Raw genomic sequence first — 15,924 nt, 5'->3', positions numbered from 1 at the left:
CCTGTAGGAGCGGCTTTAGCCGCGAGCTCTTCTTGCAGCCTGCACGCATTGCGCGCAGGCTTCGACTTTCGGGATCGCTCAAGAGCCTTGGGCCGATCCATCGATTTATCGCGAGATGCCTTGCATGTATATCAAACTCGCCAATCCCCGTGGCTTCTGTGCCGGTGTCGACCGCGCCATCGAGATCGTCAACCGCGCCCTGGAAGTCTTCGGCCCGCCTATCTACGTGCGTCATGAAGTGGTGCACAACAAGTTCGTGGTCGAAGACCTGCGCGCCCGTGGCGCGGTGTTCGTCGAGGAACTGGATCAGGTGCCGGATGACGTCATCGTCATCTTCAGTGCCCACGGCGTCTCCAAGGCCGTGCGCGACGAGGCCGCGCGGCGTGGCCTCAAGGTCTTCGACGCGACCTGCCCGCTGGTGACCAAGGTGCACATGGAGGTGGTGCGTTACAGCCGTGAAGGGCGCGAGTGCATCCTGATTGGTCACGCCGGCCACCCGGAAGTGGAGGGCACCATGGGCCAGTACGACGCCAGTAATGGCGGCGCCATCTATCTGGTTGAGGACGAGGCGGATGTGGCCGAGCTGCAGGTGCGTAACCCAGAGAATCTTGCGTTCGTGACTCAGACAACGCTGTCGATGGATGACACCAGCAAGGTGATCGATGCCCTGCGTGGCAAGTTCCCGGCCATTGGCGGGCCGCGCAAGGACGACATCTGCTATGCCACCCAGAACCGCCAGGACGCGGTCAAACAGCTCGCTAGCGAGTGTGATGTGTTGCTGGTGGTTGGCAGCCCTAATAGCTCTAACTCCAACCGTCTGCGCGAGCTAGCCGAGCGCATGGGCACACCCGCGTATCTGATCGATGGCGCCGAGGATATGCGCGCCGAGTGGTTTGCTGATGCCAAAGGCGTCGGCATCACCGCAGGCGCTTCCGCTCCTGAAGTGTTGGTACGCGGCGTGGTTGAACAACTGCGCGCCTGGGGCGCTGAAGGGGAGACCGAGCTGGATGGTAGGCCGGAGAACATTACCTTCTCCATGCCGAAGGAATTGCGGGTAAAAGCTATCTAAGCCTGTCGCGCTGAAAAAAATGCCCCGCGTTCATCCGAAAGCGGGGCATTTTTGTATGCGGTTTTTCTATCGCCAGCAATCGTCAACGCTTGCAGCTGTGCCGGTGTGCCCTTTGACGCCCTTGGCGTCCAGGGTCAAATCCCCACACTTGTCGTCATCGAATTGATGGCCTGCGGTCAGGGTATAGCCACCGTCATCATCGACCTTGCTCAGCGACAGTGAGTATTTGCCGGTATCCGAAAGCGTGCCGTTTTTCAGCGCCAGTTTGGCGACATTTGCATCGCTGGTGATGTAGGCGCTGTTCTGAGCGAAGTAGCGCTCCTGGCGGGCGGCGACGTCATTGAGAAACGCCTGACCTTCGGTGCGGTTACCACGCTTCACGTACTCGCTGTAATTCGGGTAGGCAATCGAGGCCAGGATGCCGATGATCACCACGACGATCATGACTTCTATCAGAGTGAAACCGCTCTGGCGCACATACCGCTCTTTCATATTCACTCCTCGTTTTCCACTCGGCGCCAGGTTTGGCGACCGATGCTGGAGGGATCCGGGTAGATGGTGACGGATTCCTGGCCAGTGTTGTACTGGAATCCGCCATCGGAGTCTTGCGAAAGGGTCCCGCCGCCTTCGCCATCCTGCCTGATTGCGGAAACATTGTCCGTGCCCACATTCGATGTTGGTGAGTAATCGAATGAGTTACGACTGGTTCTGCCGCCGGTAAAGGGGTTGAGTGCATAAGTCCAGTTGGTTGCGCCGTCTCCACAGGGGTCGCTATTGGGTACCAGCGACTGGAAGAACAGGGTGCGGCCCAGTTGCGAGAGGTCTTCGACGACCATTTCGCCATCGGTTTGTACCAGGTTGAGGTACCAGCCATTTTGAGTCGTCCAATCGATATTGTTGTTACTGATCACGCGGCCTTCGCGGGTGCTGCCATCCTCGGCGCTGACCGTGGTTGACGTCGTGATGGTCTGTTGCTGCAGGCTGCCGCGGCTGATGTTGGGGTTGCCTGTGTCCTGGCCCAGGGTTTCTTTGTCCCAGATGCCGTACACCGTTTGGGAGATGCTCTTGTCGCCGTCCTTGTCACCGGTTTCATAGAACTTCCCGGTGCCAAAGACCACCAGATAGCCGCTGGTGCTTGGATGTCGAATTAGACTGGGGGCCGAGGTAATAGGCTGTCTGGTGCTACCGAAAGTTGCCCTGAACAGAGGGGCGCCGCCGTAGGACACCTCGAAGTCGTTGCGGGCGCCAGCCCCGTCATCGTCACGGGTGAACGGCGTGTCTTCATCGCGGCCATCTCGTAGCAGGTCGAAGCGCCAGAGATTGCCTTGCAGGTCGCCTGCGTAGGCATAGTCGGCGACGCCGTCAGCATTGAAGTCCCCCAGTTTGGGCGTCGACAGGCCATTGGCAACGCCTGTGGTGCCCTGCACCTCCAGGCGCCTCAGAACGGTGCCCTGCAAGGCGTCGAGAATGAACAGCGCGGCTTTGCCGTTGGTATTGCCCGCGCTTTCATAACCATTGCCGAAGACCACGCCCCAGCTACCGTCATGCAGGCGGGCGATGGTGGGCTGCGAGAAGCTGTAGCCCATTTTCACCTCGGCATCGTTCGGCAGGTCGCTGTCATCGAACTCCCACAGGAGCTGTTCGCTGCCCGGGGTGGTGATATCCAGGGCAAAGAGTGATTTGCCACCGGCTTTGAGCGTGCCGACCAGAATGGTGCGCCAGTTCGTGCCATCGAATACATCGGCAACGACTGGGCTGCCCTCGACATAGAACTCGTGGCTGTAGTTGCTGCCGGTGAGTTTGTTCAGCTTGTTGAACACCGCGCTGGGGATAAAGGCAAACTCCTCTGCACCCGTTAACGCGTTGAAACCATGCAGCATGCCGTCATTACCGCCGACATAGACACGTTGTGTACGCTGCGCGGCAGAGCTGGCAAAGGCGGTGTAGCTGGTGGTGTTTTCCAGGTTATTGGCGATGTTGACCAGATAGCGAGCGCCCAGAACGACGGCGGGTGACGACGAATAAAAATCGCCCAGAACGCCACTGCGGCGGCGGAATGTCGTGCCTTCACCGCTGCGGTCTCCGCGCAGGTATGCCAGGCGTTGCTGACCGAGGGTGTCCGTGGCATTGCCGTTCTCTGGGTTGCGGCTTAGCCAGTAGGCCAGTGTGCCGACGGTGCTGGCGCTGCCTGCGTTGTTCCAGGTGAAGTCAACCAGGCCGCTGGAGCTGTTGCCGGCAATCTTGATCGTGCGGGTGCTTGGCACATTGCTGGCTGCACTCCAGATCTGGCGGGTCTCGAAGGCGTTGGTTTGAGCATTCCAGGTTTTTTCAAAGCGCTTGAGATCTCCCGACCAGTTGTCATCGCTGGCATAGGAGGTTTGGTAGGAGACGGTTTTGACCACGCCGTTGTCGTTGATATCTGCGCTGATTTGGCCGGAGTTGATGGCGGGGCGCGCGGCGGTGGACTTGCGGTCGGCAATGCGCTGGAGGATGTCGTCAAATGCCTGAACCATGGCGTCGGGGCTGTCCACACTGAAAAACTCCCCGCGTGAGTTGATCGCCGTGTGCCACAGGTCATAGACGTTGTTGGCGCTGCCGCTGGAGGCGGCAGGCCAGTTGGCGGCCCCGGACACCAAGTTGGCATAGCCGGTACCTGTAAAGGTACTGCCAGCCCAGGGTACGTTGGTGTTGTTCAGCGACTCGGTAAGCCCCAGGCCCATGACGAAGTTGGTCATGTGTTGCCAGGTTGCCGGGTCGTTGCGCGGGTCCCAGTAATCGGTGGTGGTGTCGCCGCTCTTGAACGGGGTATAGGCGGTGATTCTATTTTGCAGGTTTGGGTTGAGGTCCGTGGCCCAGTAATGCATGGCCAAGTCGGCCAGGGTTTCCGCTGTTGCATCGGTGTAAGGGCGGCGCGCACTGAAGGCTCTGGCATCCGGGAGCGTAAAGCTGGCGGCATCATCCCGGAAATTACTGGGCATGGTGGTGGTGGAGTTCCACTGCCCATCGGTCATGAGGATGTGGTAACTGGCGCGGCAGGCGTAGGTGTTTTGCGTTGTGTTGCCAGTGCCATTCGGGTTCAGTTGCCAGGGCGTGCTGGTGCTCAGGAACTCACCCGCCCGCTTGAGAGCGGCAGGCAGGGGAGTGCTCTGGTCAAAGGCGATGCTTTGCAACCAGGCATAGAGCTGGCCCTTGTGCGCAGGAGAATATTCCTTGAACGCGTTGATCTTGCACGCGTTGCTGGCGCTGGTGCTGTTGAAGGTGGTGCAGTTGCCAAGGCTCTGCCAGCTCAGGCGCACAGAGGGCGACAGGTCATAGAAGGCCAGTGCTGCCGCAGAAACTGTAGCCAGTGCACGGTTGCGATAGAACGAGTACCAGTTGGCGAAGTTTTGTTGTTCGCTGGTACCAACAAAATTCAATCGGTAGCAGTTGTCATTGGCGGTTGTGCAGTTGCTCGCCAAGGTTGGGTCGTAGGTGTAGTAATAAGCGGGAACGCTCTGTTGTGCTAGAGATGCTGTAAAGTTGTTTCCATTTATTGTGCAGGATGGAGTGAGGGCGCTCGTTAAGCTTGTATGGCTCGCTGTCGCGCTACATTGCGCGACAGTTGTAGTGCAACGGCGCCCACAACTTACAGTTGAAGAACTGCGTGTAATATTGAATGTTATCCCGCCAGGGGTTTGTACGCTGGTTGAACCGTCTGAAGTCAGGGTGGCGGTGGCTGTAAAGTCCGTGTCGGGGTTTTGTGCCAGGCGGAAAACCGTTCCGGTTGGGGCAGCATAGTTAGTCGCATTAGTATAAGAGTAACTTGACGGTGCGTCGGTGATGGGGACGTCCCAAGAGACTCTATAGTTTGCCCCGCTTAGATCAACTGAGCCGACACTTGTATTGAAGCCATTATGGAAGGCCGCTGTAAAAGTAGTCGACAATTGCTGCTCAATACCATTGGTGTCGAATACGATCGGCGCCCTGTAGGTGACCCTGGGGTTGTAGTAAATCGGGTTGAATGAACTGGATTTCACACGCCGAGTGGTATAGGCCGCCGCCATATTGTCCGGCGCAAAGCCCCAGCGCATACTGCCCGAGTCATCCAGGGTCAGCAGCATGTTGGGCGGCACGCCAACGGTAAGGCTTAGCGGGCTTTGTGAAACATCGGCATAGGCGTCGGCCGCACTGAGCAGGACAATCCCGGCTATTGTGCAGGCCATGGTTTTCGCATAAGCGTCACGAATGAATTTCATGGCTGCACTCTCAGTTATTGATGCCAAGGTAAATATTGCCGTGGCTGGATTGTAAATAAAGGTCAGGGCCGGCAATTCCTGCTTTTGGCGTTGCTTTGGCATTGTTCAGGTAAAAATACGTTCCTTTTCCTGACTGCATATCTCCGTATTCAGCATTGATTGCGGAGGTTTTACTCGCAGGGGCCAATGTGCTGTTCCAGGCAACATCATGCGTGCTATTAGCTGATGTTGTATTGGCTGCGTCAGTGCCTCGGTAAGGCATCCAGCTCAGACCGTCTTGGGACAGCTCTCCTAGTGCGCTATCTAGGGGGATCCATGGTTTTTCGACGAAATCCTGCAGTTTGCTTTCTACGATTTCCAACAGACAGGGTTTGTTTAGGTTGTTGCTTCGTAGGGTATTTGCGGTACTGCAATTGCTCGCGCTTGGCGTCAATTTGTCTGCGATATTACCGGGGCCGTAATAACGGAACTCCGCTTCGCGTAGCGCCGCATCGGCAGCATTTTCCAGTTGTACGGTCTGCGCGCGGTTGGCGGTGATGCGTGTTTCCAGGGTGACGTTGCGCATGCTGCCGACGGCAAGCAGGGTAATGACCACTAGCATGACCAGGGCAACGAGCAGCACGGCGCCTTCTTGGCGTTTCATGGTGTTTCTCATGGCATGAGGTTCCTCAAGGTCTGCGAGCTACTGGCTACTTGATAGATGCGGCGGTTGTCTGCGCTTTCCAGGCGCTCTTTGCTGGCATCCGAGGCGGTGGCCAGCCAGTCGCTGAGAACCGCGGAGTCATCGCTGTCGCGCATTTTTTCCTTGCTGGTCAAAAGCATGCTGTAGCGGATGCTGTGGATGGCGCCGCTATCGGCTGTCCAGTCTTGCTGAGCGACGCTGGACTCCACTTCCTTGTTCAATGCATCGGAGTTGCCAATGCCAAATTCCAGGCGTAGGTCTGCGATGCCACTCAACAGTTCGTTGTATTGCGGGGTGCTGGCATTGAGGTTCTTGCACAGCAAACGGCCTTTTTCCAGATCGGTGTCGTCCGGCTCGTACTTGAATGCCAGGATGATGAGGTCGTTTTCGGTGAGTTCTGGGAATGCCGCGTCATATACGAAGCTGCTGGCGCTGCCTTGGCAGTCCAGCTCCCTGCTGGTTTCCGGTTGGTAGCGAATGCAAAAGCCTGTACCAACCGCGGGGTCCAGCCCGGTGGCGCTGTGGCCGGGTTTGAAGGTGAGGCAGTCGCCCTCCGCTGCTCGTTCAGGGAAGGCCGTATCGATGATGTCCGACGGGTTGCGGTGATAACCGGCTTTGCCGAGGTATTGGTCGAGCACGAGCCCCGCGAAGCGGCTGTTTTCCAGGTTGCCGACCTGATTAGTCAGGAAGACCTGGTTACGCTTGTTGTCGATGTACACCTGGGTGATCCCCAGAATCAGAAAGCTGCTGATAGCCAGGCTGATCAGCAGCTCGACCATGGATAGGCCGTGCTGGCGTCGTGTGTCGGTCATAGCTGAACCCGTACTCGGTAAGTGCAAATCGTGGCGTCAGGGTCTACGGCATCCAGGCAGGCGCCGGGGCGCACTCGCCAGGCCAGTTGAATTTCTATCATCGAGCCCTGGTCATCCGTGCATTGCCCTGGGGATGCACTGCGGCAAATGTACATATCGCTGGTCAGCAGGTCGGCGGCCTCTGGCAGTTGCTCTTCCACACGGTCTGCCCAGCAGTCACGCTGCTGTTGTGCGTTGGCTGGCAGTTCTCCCTCGTCGCGAACGCAGTCTTCCCGATTACTGAAATCTTCGGCTTTGTCTTTGAAGAACACGGAATTGCTGTTGATACCGCTGTTCATGGGGGAGGCCGGAGGCACTTTGTCGAATAGCGCCTTGGGGTTGGCGCGCATGATCTCCATCAGGTCATTGGCCAGCTCGACGGCGGTGTTGCGTTGCACCGAATCCTGCGTGTACTGAATGCTGCGGCCTTGCAGTGCAACCATGCCGAGAACGCCAACCGTGGTTAGCAGTAGTGCCACTAGCACTTCGATCAGGCTGAAACCTTGCGTACCTTTCATGGCGTTCCTCATGGGGTGCAGCTCGTCATTTCGGTGTTCTCGTTGTCGGTGCGGCCCTGGGGGAACAGTGAAATAGCGCCGCTGGCCTGAACCTCAAGCCGGTATCCCTTGGCTGCCTCGTCGTTTTGGCAAACGGTGAAGCTGGCTGCTGTTGCCGTGCCGTTGCTTCTGAAGCGGATTTCATCGACGCTGGCTTCGATTTGCGCCTGCTCCGGGTTCTGCGCAAGTTGGCGCAGCTCTTCATCGCCGCGTTTGGCAACCCACTCGTCGTTGTCGTTTTGAGTCACGGTTATCGAGGTGCTGCGGCTGACTGCTTCACCGCGTGCAAACAGCAGAAAACCCTTGAGTTCTTCAGCTTGGGCTTGGGTGCGATTGCGCTCGATCAAGTCGGTGAAGTTCGGCACGGCGATAAAGGCAACGATTGCCAGCAGCACCAAGACGATCATCAGTTCGACCAAGGTAAACCCCAGTGCCTGTTTTTTGCCTGACATGACCCACTCCACGATGACGTTATCTGTCATGTTCGCCGAAGTCGCGCGTTGTGGTCGTCTGTCTGGGGATAACCGGTGCAAGTGGTGGGATGATCGGCCGGGACTGGTGGCAGAATTTGCGCCAGTTCACGCTCTGCGCGGGGTTAACCGCAGCGATAGGCTTCGTCCTGGTTTTCCGCGTCGCTCGTTTGGCGAATGCGGCCTGAGCGGCTGATGACCAGTTGCCACACCACGTTGCTGTCATGACACAGGTAGAATCGCCCGTTGCTGCTCGGCGTCTGCCCGCTGCGATGGAACAGAATGCGTTGCTGATACCCGCGCCAGTGCAGGGTCGCATCGTTTGTATCAGCTTGTTCTACGGCGAGCACTTCGGCGCTGGCGGGCATGCGCAGAATCCAGCCTTGGTTCCAGTCGCTCCCGCATTGCTGATTGTCGCTCAAGGGGCAAATTTCCAGCGCTTGGCCCTGAAGGACAGCCCTATTTCTAGCCGATTGGAGATGGTGCCAGAGAGTTTCTTGCAGGGTGCGATGCTTGCTGGCTTCGACCCATTGGCTGAACGAGGGGACGGCGTAGATTGCAGTGATGGCGACGAGCAGTACGAGTGTCAGTAGTTCAGGTAGCGTCATGGCGCGCTGACGGGAGTGGTTCATTGTCCGCATCCTTGTGGGGGTTGATTGGCCGTCCTGGCTCAGAAAGGTTTAGACCGCTGAACAACGATGTGCAAGTTAAGGGGGAGTATTGGAAAGCGTTCTGGTTGTGGGGGCGGGGGCGATAGGTCTGCTGTCAGCCCTGATGTTGGGGCGGCAGGGCTGCACGGTGAGGCTGGTTGAGGCGCAGGCAGTTGGCCGTGAGTCGTCCTGGGCGGGAGGTGGAATCGTGTCGCCGCTCTACCCGTGGCGTTACAGCGCGGCGGTGACGGCTCTGGCGCATTGGTCGCAGGACTTTTATCCCCGCCTGGGGGAGGACCTTTTGGCGCAGACTGGGATTGACCCTGAGGTGCATGTCAGCGGTTTGTACTGGCTGGATCTGGAGGATGAGGCCGAGGCACTGGCGTGGGCTGCGCGTGAGCGGCGTGACCTGCGCGCGGTGGATATCGCTTCGGTATATGGTCAGGTTCCGGTGCTCGGTGCAGGGTTCGCCCATGCCATCCATATGCCGGGCGTCGCCAATGTGCGTAATCCGCGCCTGGTCAAGGCCCTGCGTGCGGCACTTGCAGCGCTGCCGAACGTCGAGGTGCGTGAGCAGTGCCCGGTGACTGGCTTCATTCAGCAGCAGGGACGCATTCAGGGCGTGACCACTGCCGATGGGCCGTTATATGCCGAGCGTGTGGTGCTGGCGGCTGGCGCCTGGAGTGGTGAGTTGCTCAAGACACTGGGCTTGCGATTGCCGGTCGAGCCAGTGAAGGGGCAGATGATTCTCTACAAGTGCGCCGAGGACTTTTTGCCCAGCATGGTGCTGGCCAAGGGGCGCTATGCGATCCCGCGTCGCGATGGGCACATTCTGGTAGGCAGTACGCTGGAATATGCAGGCTTCGACAAGGCGCCGACCGAGATTGCGCTGCAGAGCCTCAGGGCTTCTGCCGAGGCGCTTTTGCCGACACTCGCCAAGGCGCAAGTGGTCGGGCACTGGGCCGGGTTGCGTCCTGGCTCGCCGCAAGGCATCCCCTTTATCGGCGAGCTGCCATCACATCCTGGGCTGTGGCTTAACTGCGGACATTTTCGCAACGGCCTGGTGTTGGCGCCGGCGTCCTGTCAGTTGCTCGTTGAGCTGATGCTCGGGCGTGAGCCGATCATCGATCCAGCGCCCTATGCGCCTGCTCGGCGGTTGTTTGAGGGCGCAGGTGGTTAGCGCTGAGCGGGTCAGTCGATGCCCAGTTTCTTTAGCCGATAGCGCATCGAGCGGAAGCTAAGGCCCAGGCGCTCTGCCGCTGCTGTGCGGTTCCAGCGGGTTTCCTCCAGTGCCTGCATGATCAGTTTGCGCTCGATATCTTCGAGGTGGTCTTCGAGGTTATCGATCTGCGCCAGGCTGGCTTCGCCGCTGCTTTGGCTGGCGCCGCTAGCGTCGGCCAGGCGCAGGTCGTCAGGCATGATCTGGTCATCGTCGCAGAGGGTGTAGGCGCGTTCGAGCATATTCTCCAGCTCGCGCACGTTACCGGGAAAACGGTAGTTCTTCAGCTTTTCCAGGGCGTCTGGGTGTAGCTTCGCGGCACTCAGGCCGGTATCTGCCGCCAGCCGGGCGAGCATGACCGCCGCCAGGTGGGCGATATCCTCGCGGCGTTCGCGCAGGGGGGGCACGCGCAGTTCAATGACATTGAGGCGGTAGTAGAGATCCTGGCGGAAGCGGTCTGCGGCAACTTCGGCGGCCAGGTCCTTGTGGGTAGCGCAGAGGATGCGTACATCCACCACCACTTCCTGCTGGCCGCCGACGGTGCGTACGGCCTTTTCCTGGATGGCGCGCAGCAGTTTCACCTGCATGGGCAGCGGCAGGTCGGCAACTTCGTCAAGAAAGAGCGTGCCGCCATTGGCCGCCTGGAACAGGCCCTGTTTGTCTTCGATGGCGCCGGTGAAGCTGCCTTTCTTGTGGCCGAAAAATTCGCTTTCCATCAGTTCGGATGGAATCGCGCCGCAGTTGACCGGTACGAAGGGGCGTTCGGTACGTGGCCCCTGCTCGTGGATCAGGCGGGCGACCAGTTCCTTGCCGCTGCCCGATTCGCCGCTGATATAGACCGGCGCCTGGCTGCGGGCGAGTTTCTGGATCTGTTTGCGTAGGGCTTTCATCGGCGGCGAGTCGCCGAGCAGGCGGCTGTCGACAGGTGTGTCCTGAGCCTCAGATGTATGCAGGCGCATCGCAGTTGTCACCAGCTCACGCAGGCGGCCCAGATCGACGGGTTTGGTGATGAAGTCGAACGCTCCGGCCTTGAGGGCGTTGATCGCGGTATCCAGGCTGCCATAAGCGGTGATCATCGCCACGGGAACCTGCGGGTGGCGTTGCTGGATGTGTTGCACCAGCTCCAGGCCGGTGCCGTCTGGCAGGCGCATGTCGGTCAGGCACAGGTCGAAAGGCTCGCGTGCCAGCCATTCGCGTGCTTCCTTGACGTTGCGCGCGCTGCGGGTGTCCAGTTTCATGCGGCCGAGGGTGATTTCCAGCAGTTCGCGGATATCGGGCTCGTCGTCGACGATCAGGGCTCTCTGGCGGTTCATGCTCAACTCAGCTTGCGTGAATGGGCGAAGGTGATGCGCAAGCAACTGCCGCCTTCTTCGCGGGGTTTGTAATCGAGACGGGCCTGGTTGCTTTGGCACAGCTCACGAGAGATGTATAGGCCAAGGCCGGTGCCTTTGTTTTCCGTGGTGTAGAACGGCTCGAAAATATGCTGTTCCTGCTCGGGCGGTACGCCAGCGCCGTCGTCGAGTATTTCCAGTACGGGCAAATCGCTCTGCTCATCGCGGAATAAACGCAGCCACACCTGACCGACTCGGTGCTTCTGTGCACTATAGCGCAGGCCATTTTGTACCAAGTTGGTCAGCACCTGATTGAGCTGGTGCGGGTCCATACGGGTTTGCAGGCTGCCGCCGCGCGTTTCCAGATGAATCTGTCGGTCAGCCGGTGCAGAACTGCGAAATTCGCTGGCGAATCGATGCAGCCAGTACTTGAGGTCGAGTAGTTGTGGTTCGGCCTGACGGCGGCGCGACAACTGCAGGACGTTCTCGATGACCAGGTTCATGCGCTTGGATTGATCCTGGATGATCTGTGCCAGGCGTTGATCCGGCCCCTGTAGATCCTCGGACTCCTGCAGCAGTTGAGCGGCGTGGCTGATAGCGCCCAGTGGATTGCGGATCTCGTGGGCGATGCCCGCAGTGAGGCGGCCAAGCGAGGCAAGCTTGAGTTGTTGGGCCTGCTGGGCGATTTGCGAAATGTCGTCGAGAAATACCAACGTGTGCTGCACCGTGCCGCGCTGCAGGGAGATGAAACTGGGTTGCAGGATCGGCCCATTCGGCTGCGCCTGCAGGCTCTCTGGACGCAGGGTTGGGTTGTGTAGCCATTGTTGCAGACGCTTGACCAACTCCGGGCAGTGCGGGTCGATGATCTTGCCGCTCAGCTCACCGCGCCCGAGCAGTTGGGTCGCGCCTTGGTTGGCCAGCAGCACACGGTGCTGGGTATCGAGCACCAGAATGCCGGTCCGCATGCGCTGGATGATCTGTGTGTTGAGCTCTTCCAGATTGGCCACATCGGCGGCGCGTTGCTCGGCCAGCGTTTCGCTCAGGCGTAGGCGACGGGTGATGCCTTGGATGAACAATGCGCCGGCAAAACACAAGGCCCCGAGCGCACCGGCCTGCACATATTGGCTGGAAGCCGCCGGGTAGTGCAGGCTCAAATAGAAAGTGGTGAAGATCAGGGCGATGGCGGTGATGGCCGCGATCAGCAGGCCGATACGCCCGCGCAAGAGGATATTGGCGATGGCGACGGCGACCACCAGCAGGTTGCCGATGCCGCTGGGAGTGCCGCCGGCTGCGTAGAACAGCGCCGAGAGAAAAATGACGTCGACCAGCGCCAGGCTGAAGAGCTGCATCAGGTGCTTGGGTTTGTGCACCAGTACAGCGATCAGAATGTTGAGTATCAGGTAGATCCAACTGCCGGTGCGGAACAGCTCGATATGCACCACATCGAGCAGTTGTTCATCGAGCTTGCTGGAAATCAGCAGCACCAGCGACAGGCCGATGCTGAGGCGGTAGAAGTTGTAAAGCCGGAGAATCCGCCGTGCAGGGGTGCTGTCGAGGGTTGGAGAGCTTTCAGCGATCACCGGATTGCGTGCCTTGAGCAAGGTGTGCCTGGCTGCAGAACCAGTGCTGATCCTGTTTCAGTGCCTGAGTTTGCAGCACATGTACGCCGCAATGGGCGCAGCGCACCATGGGGCTTGCTTCTTGTGCGCGCTTGGCTTGCCGTGCGGCTTTGGGGGCGCTGATAAAGCGGCGCCAGAGCCAGACTGCGGCACAGATAATGGCGATCCAGAACAGCAGGCGGAACAGACCCATGGTGCACTCTTTGTCGTGATGAGGGCTGGCAGTTTAGCCAAGCGCACGCCGTCGGCACAGTGGCTAAATGGCAAGCGCTACGCAGTTCGCAGGTACAAAAAAAGGAGGCCGTAGCCTCCTCGTCGTATCGATACCTGAATCAGTCGAACAGGCCGAAGGTCAGGTAGCTCCAAATCGAGTGCTTCTTCTCGGTTTCGCCGGTCTTGGCATCTTGCTGCAGTTCGCGCGGGATCTCTTGTACGGCGTCTTCGTACTGACGGATTACGTCTTGGTTGGCGCGGGTCTCGCCCGGTGGCAGCGGGGTTGCGGTGTCCAGCAGACCGAGGGTGGCAGTGGCCAGCCAGGAACGGTCGTCGTCTTCCTCTTCCAGCGGGACGAACTGGCCGTCCTGCAGGCTTGGGTGATCCGGGTAGTTGAGCTTGAGGGTTTCCAGGCTGGTGGCGGCCAGGTCATCGAGCGACAGGTGCTGGTAAGCCTCGGTCATGATCGCCAGACCGTCACCGACCGACGGGGTTTCCTGGAAGTTTTCCACCACGTAGCGACCACGGTTGGCGGCGGCTACATAGGCTTTACGGGTCAGGTAGTAGTGGGCGACATGCACCTCGTAGGCGGCCAGCAGGTTGCGCAGATAGATCATGCGCTGCTTGGCGTCCGGTGCGTAGCGGCTGTTCGGGTAGCGGCTGGTGAGCTGGGCGAACTCGTTGTAGGAGTCGCGCGCCGCGCCTGGGTCACGCTTGGTCATGTCCAGCGGCAGGAAGCGCGCCAGCAGGCCGCGATCCTGGTCGAACGAGGCCAGACCCTTGAGGTAGTAGGCGTAGTCGACATTGGCATGCTGCGGGTGCAGGCGGATAAAGCGCTCAGCCGCAGACTTGGCGGCTTCAGGCTCGGCATTCTTGTAGTTGGCGTAGATCAGTTCGAGTTGCGCCTGCTCGGCATAACGGCCGAAGGGGTAACGCGATTCCAGCGCCTTGAGCTTGGCGGTGGCCTGGGTGTAGCTGCGGTTGTCCAGATCGGCCTGGGCCTGCTGGTACAGCTCCGCCTCGCTGAGGTTTTCATCGACCTCCGGCTGCTTGGAGGAGCAGGCGGCGGTAAGGGCGAGGATGGCGATTAGCAGCAGGTGTTTCACTTGCATAGCGGCTTGCGTCCCTGTGACGGCTGCAGGGCCGTCCTGTTATGATGAGCGCCCCCCGGAAAAGCCTGGGGCAAAGACGCCGTATTTAACCACAAGCCCGTTGCTGAAACCAAAGGCCGGGCACCCGCCGTTGCCGAAGATGACTTCCACGATTAAACAGCCCATCCAACTCCAGGCCGACGTGCCGTTCGAACTGGGCGGTCAGCGCCTCGATCAGGTTGCCGCACAACTGTTCGACGAGTTCTCCCGCTCGCGCCTTGCCGCCTGGATCAAGGACGGCCGCCTGACCGTCGACGGCGCCGTGGCACGCCCGCGCGACACCGTGCACGCCGGCTCGAAGCTGGTGCTCGATGCCGAGCAGGAAGCCCAGGGCGAATGGGTCGCGCAGGACATCGAGCTGAATATCGTCTACGAGGACGAGCACTTGCTGGTGATCGACAAGCCGGCTGGCCTGGTCGTGCACCCGGCGGCCGGGCATGCCGACGGCACCTTGCTCAACGCTTTGCTGCATCACGTACCGGATATCGTCAACGTACCGCGCGCGGGCATCGTCCATCGTCTGGACAAGGACACCACCGGTCTGATGGTGGTGGCCAAGACTCTGCAGGCGCAGACCAACCTGGTCGAGCAACTGCAAAAGCGCACTGTCAGCCGCATCTATGAATGCATCTGCATTGGCGTGATTACCGCCGGTGGCACCATCAACGCACCTATCGGGCGCAGTTCCAGCCAGCGTCAGCGCATGGCAGTAACTGATGGCGGCAAGCCGGCGATCAGTCATTACCGTGTGCTGGAGCGCTACCGTTCGCACACCCATGTGCGGGTCAAGTTGGAAACCGGGCGTACTCATCAGATCCGTGTACACATGACCCACGTGGGTTATCCGCTGGTGGGCGATCCGGTCTATGCCGGGCGCTTCCGTATTCCGCCAGCCGCCAGCCAGAGCCTGGTGCAGAGCCTCAAGGAGTTTCCGCGCCAGGCCCTGCATGCGCGCTTCCTTGAGCTTGAGCACCCGGCCACCGGGCAGCGCATGAAGTGGGAGTCGCCATTGCCGGATGATCTGGTTTGGTTGCTGACTCTGCTGCGTCAGGATCGCGAGGCGTTTGTCGGGTGAGTGCCTACGACTGGCTGGCGCCCGACTGGCCTGCGCCAGCCAACGTGCGCGCTTGCGTGACCACGCGCAACGGAGGCGTCAGCGTGGCGCCGTTCGACAGCTTCAACCTGGGCGATCATGTCGATGATGCCCCGGCTGCCGTTGCTGCCAATCGCGCACATCTGGTCGACAGCCTTGGCTGCCAACCCGCCTGGCTACGCCAGGTGCATGGCATCGTGGTGGTCGAGGCTGACCCAGCGACGGTGATCGAAGCTGACGGCAACTGGACTAACACTCCCGGTATCGCCTGCACGGCGATGACCGCTGATTGCCTGCCGGTGTTGTTCTGCGACCGCGCCGGTACGCGCGTGGCCGCCGCCCATGCCGGTTGGCGCGGGTTGGCCGGTGGCGTGCTGGAGGCGACCGTCAAGGCGCTGGATGTTGCGCCGCAAGAGCTGCTGGTCTGGCTCGGCCCGGCCATCGGCCCGGCGGCGTTCGAAGTCGGTGGCGAAGTGCGCGAGGTTTTCGTGCAGCAGCATGCCGAGGCCGCAGCGGCGTTCGTAGCGAGTGCCAATGCAGGCAAGTTCATGGCCGACATCTACCAGTTGGCGCGCATTCGCCTGGCTGCCATTGGCGTCACTGCCGTGAGTGGGGGAGGGCTGTGCACGTACAACGATGCGCGCTTCTATTCCTACCGGCGCAGCTCCCGCACCGGACGCTTCGCCTCGCTGATCTGGCTGCAGCCCTGAGCGTCCACTGGATCTAGCTCTTAATCACTCGCATCAATAGTGCTGTGCCTGGATAAAGACCTGGCCGTATCCTC

General features: G+C 60.0%; 15 protein-coding genes. 4 read left to right on the top strand and 11 right to left on the bottom strand.

Annotated features, from left to right (window positions below; translation table 11 throughout):
* Nucleotides 1–124 precede the first annotated feature (124 nt).
* Complete coding sequence (gene ispH, locus AERO9A_RS08315) at nucleotides 125–1,069, top strand: 4-hydroxy-3-methylbut-2-enyl diphosphate reductase (protein ID WP_159971428.1); 945 nt, start codon at nucleotides 125–127, stop codon at nucleotides 1,067–1,069.
* A 66-nt stretch (nucleotides 1,070–1,135) separates the two neighbouring features.
* On the opposite strand, the gene AERO9A_RS08310 is transcribed toward ispH, so the two are convergent.
* From AERO9A_RS08310 to AERO9A_RS08280, 7 genes are all read right to left on the bottom strand, one after another.
* Nucleotides 1,136–1,561: a type IV pilin protein gene (locus AERO9A_RS08310; RefSeq protein WP_159971427.1), complete on the bottom strand. Its 426-nt coding sequence runs from the start codon at nucleotides 1,559–1,561 to the stop codon at nucleotides 1,136–1,138.
* Between the two features lie 2 nt (nucleotides 1,562–1,563).
* Complete coding sequence (locus AERO9A_RS08305) at nucleotides 1,564–5,379, bottom strand: pilus assembly protein (protein ID WP_256665881.1); 3,816 nt, start codon at nucleotides 5,377–5,379, stop codon at nucleotides 1,564–1,566.
* Complete coding sequence (locus AERO9A_RS08300; protein WP_256665880.1) at nucleotides 5,315–5,947, bottom strand: PilX N-terminal domain-containing pilus assembly protein; 633 nt, start codon at nucleotides 5,945–5,947, stop codon at nucleotides 5,315–5,317. The genes AERO9A_RS08305 and AERO9A_RS08300 overlap by 65 nt, the downstream gene beginning before the upstream one ends.
* An 8-nt stretch (nucleotides 5,948–5,955) precedes the next feature.
* The gene (locus tag AERO9A_RS08295) at nucleotides 5,956–6,798 is read right to left on the bottom strand and encodes a PilW family protein (RefSeq protein ID WP_159971425.1); all 843 of its coding nucleotides are present in this window, start codon (nucleotides 6,796–6,798) and stop codon (nucleotides 5,956–5,958) included.
* On the bottom strand, nucleotides 6,795–7,355 hold the full coding sequence (pilV, locus tag AERO9A_RS08290) for a type IV pilus modification protein PilV (RefSeq protein ID WP_159971424.1): 561 nt from the start codon (nucleotides 7,353–7,355) through the stop codon (nucleotides 6,795–6,797). Before pilV ends, AERO9A_RS08295 begins: the two co-directional genes overlap by 4 nt.
* An 8-nt stretch (nucleotides 7,356–7,363) precedes the next feature.
* Nucleotides 7,364–7,846, bottom strand: a complete 483-nt coding sequence (locus AERO9A_RS08285; RefSeq protein ID WP_159971423.1) for a GspH/FimT family pseudopilin — start codon at nucleotides 7,844–7,846, stop codon at nucleotides 7,364–7,366.
* Between the two features lie 143 nt (nucleotides 7,847–7,989).
* Entirely contained in the window at nucleotides 7,990–8,496 is a 507-nt protein-coding gene (locus AERO9A_RS08280) for a GspH/FimT family pseudopilin (protein ID WP_159971422.1), read from the bottom strand.
* Nucleotides 8,497–8,584: 88 nt separating this feature from the next.
* Here AERO9A_RS08280 and thiO point away from each other — a divergent pair, with 88 nt between their 5' ends.
* On the top strand, nucleotides 8,585–9,694 hold the full coding sequence (thiO, locus tag AERO9A_RS08275) for a glycine oxidase ThiO (RefSeq protein ID WP_256665879.1): 1,110 nt from the start codon (nucleotides 8,585–8,587) through the stop codon (nucleotides 9,692–9,694).
* Nucleotides 9,695–9,705: 11 nt separating this feature from the next.
* Here thiO and AERO9A_RS08270 read toward each other — a convergent pair whose 3' ends face one another.
* The 4 genes from AERO9A_RS08270 to AERO9A_RS08255 all read right to left on the bottom strand — a co-directional run bounded on the left by AERO9A_RS08270 (nucleotide 9,706) and on the right by AERO9A_RS08255 (nucleotide 14,008).
* Nucleotides 9,706–11,046, bottom strand: a complete 1,341-nt coding sequence (locus AERO9A_RS08270) for a sigma-54 dependent transcriptional regulator (protein WP_159971421.1) — start codon at nucleotides 11,044–11,046, stop codon at nucleotides 9,706–9,708.
* A gap of 2 nt (nucleotides 11,047–11,048) precedes the next feature.
* Nucleotides 11,049–12,644, bottom strand: coding sequence for a PAS domain-containing sensor histidine kinase (locus AERO9A_RS08265; RefSeq protein WP_159971664.1), 1,596 nt, complete (start codon nucleotides 12,642–12,644; stop codon nucleotides 11,049–11,051).
* Complete coding sequence (locus tag AERO9A_RS08260; RefSeq protein WP_159971420.1) at nucleotides 12,634–12,876, bottom strand: PP0621 family protein; 243 nt, start codon at nucleotides 12,874–12,876, stop codon at nucleotides 12,634–12,636. The genes AERO9A_RS08265 and AERO9A_RS08260 overlap by 11 nt, the downstream gene beginning before the upstream one ends.
* 139 nt (nucleotides 12,877–13,015) lie before the next feature.
* Nucleotides 13,016–14,008: an outer membrane protein assembly factor BamD gene (locus AERO9A_RS08255; protein ID WP_159971419.1), complete on the bottom strand. Its 993-nt coding sequence runs from the start codon at nucleotides 14,006–14,008 to the stop codon at nucleotides 13,016–13,018.
* Nucleotides 14,009–14,147: 139 nt separating this feature from the next.
* Between AERO9A_RS08255 and rluD the strand changes: the two genes are divergently transcribed.
* Both rluD and pgeF read left to right on the top strand, forming a co-directional pair.
* Entirely contained in the window at nucleotides 14,148–15,122 is a 975-nt protein-coding gene (gene rluD, locus AERO9A_RS08250) for a 23S rRNA pseudouridine(1911/1915/1917) synthase RluD (protein WP_159971418.1), read from the top strand.
* Nucleotides 15,119–15,850 (top strand): peptidoglycan editing factor PgeF, encoded by a 732-nt coding sequence (pgeF, locus tag AERO9A_RS08245; protein ID WP_159971417.1) that lies wholly within the window; start codon nucleotides 15,119–15,121, stop codon nucleotides 15,848–15,850. Before rluD ends, pgeF begins: the two co-directional genes overlap by 4 nt.
* Nucleotides 15,851–15,924 lie beyond the last annotated feature (74 nt).

The organism is Pseudomonas sp. 8Z (assembly GCF_902506535.1).
GTDB lineage: Bacteria > Pseudomonadota > Gammaproteobacteria > Pseudomonadales > Pseudomonadaceae > Aquipseudomonas.
The sequence above is the reverse complement of the archived record's forward strand: the minus strand, read 5'-3'. Positions and strand labels throughout refer to the sequence as shown.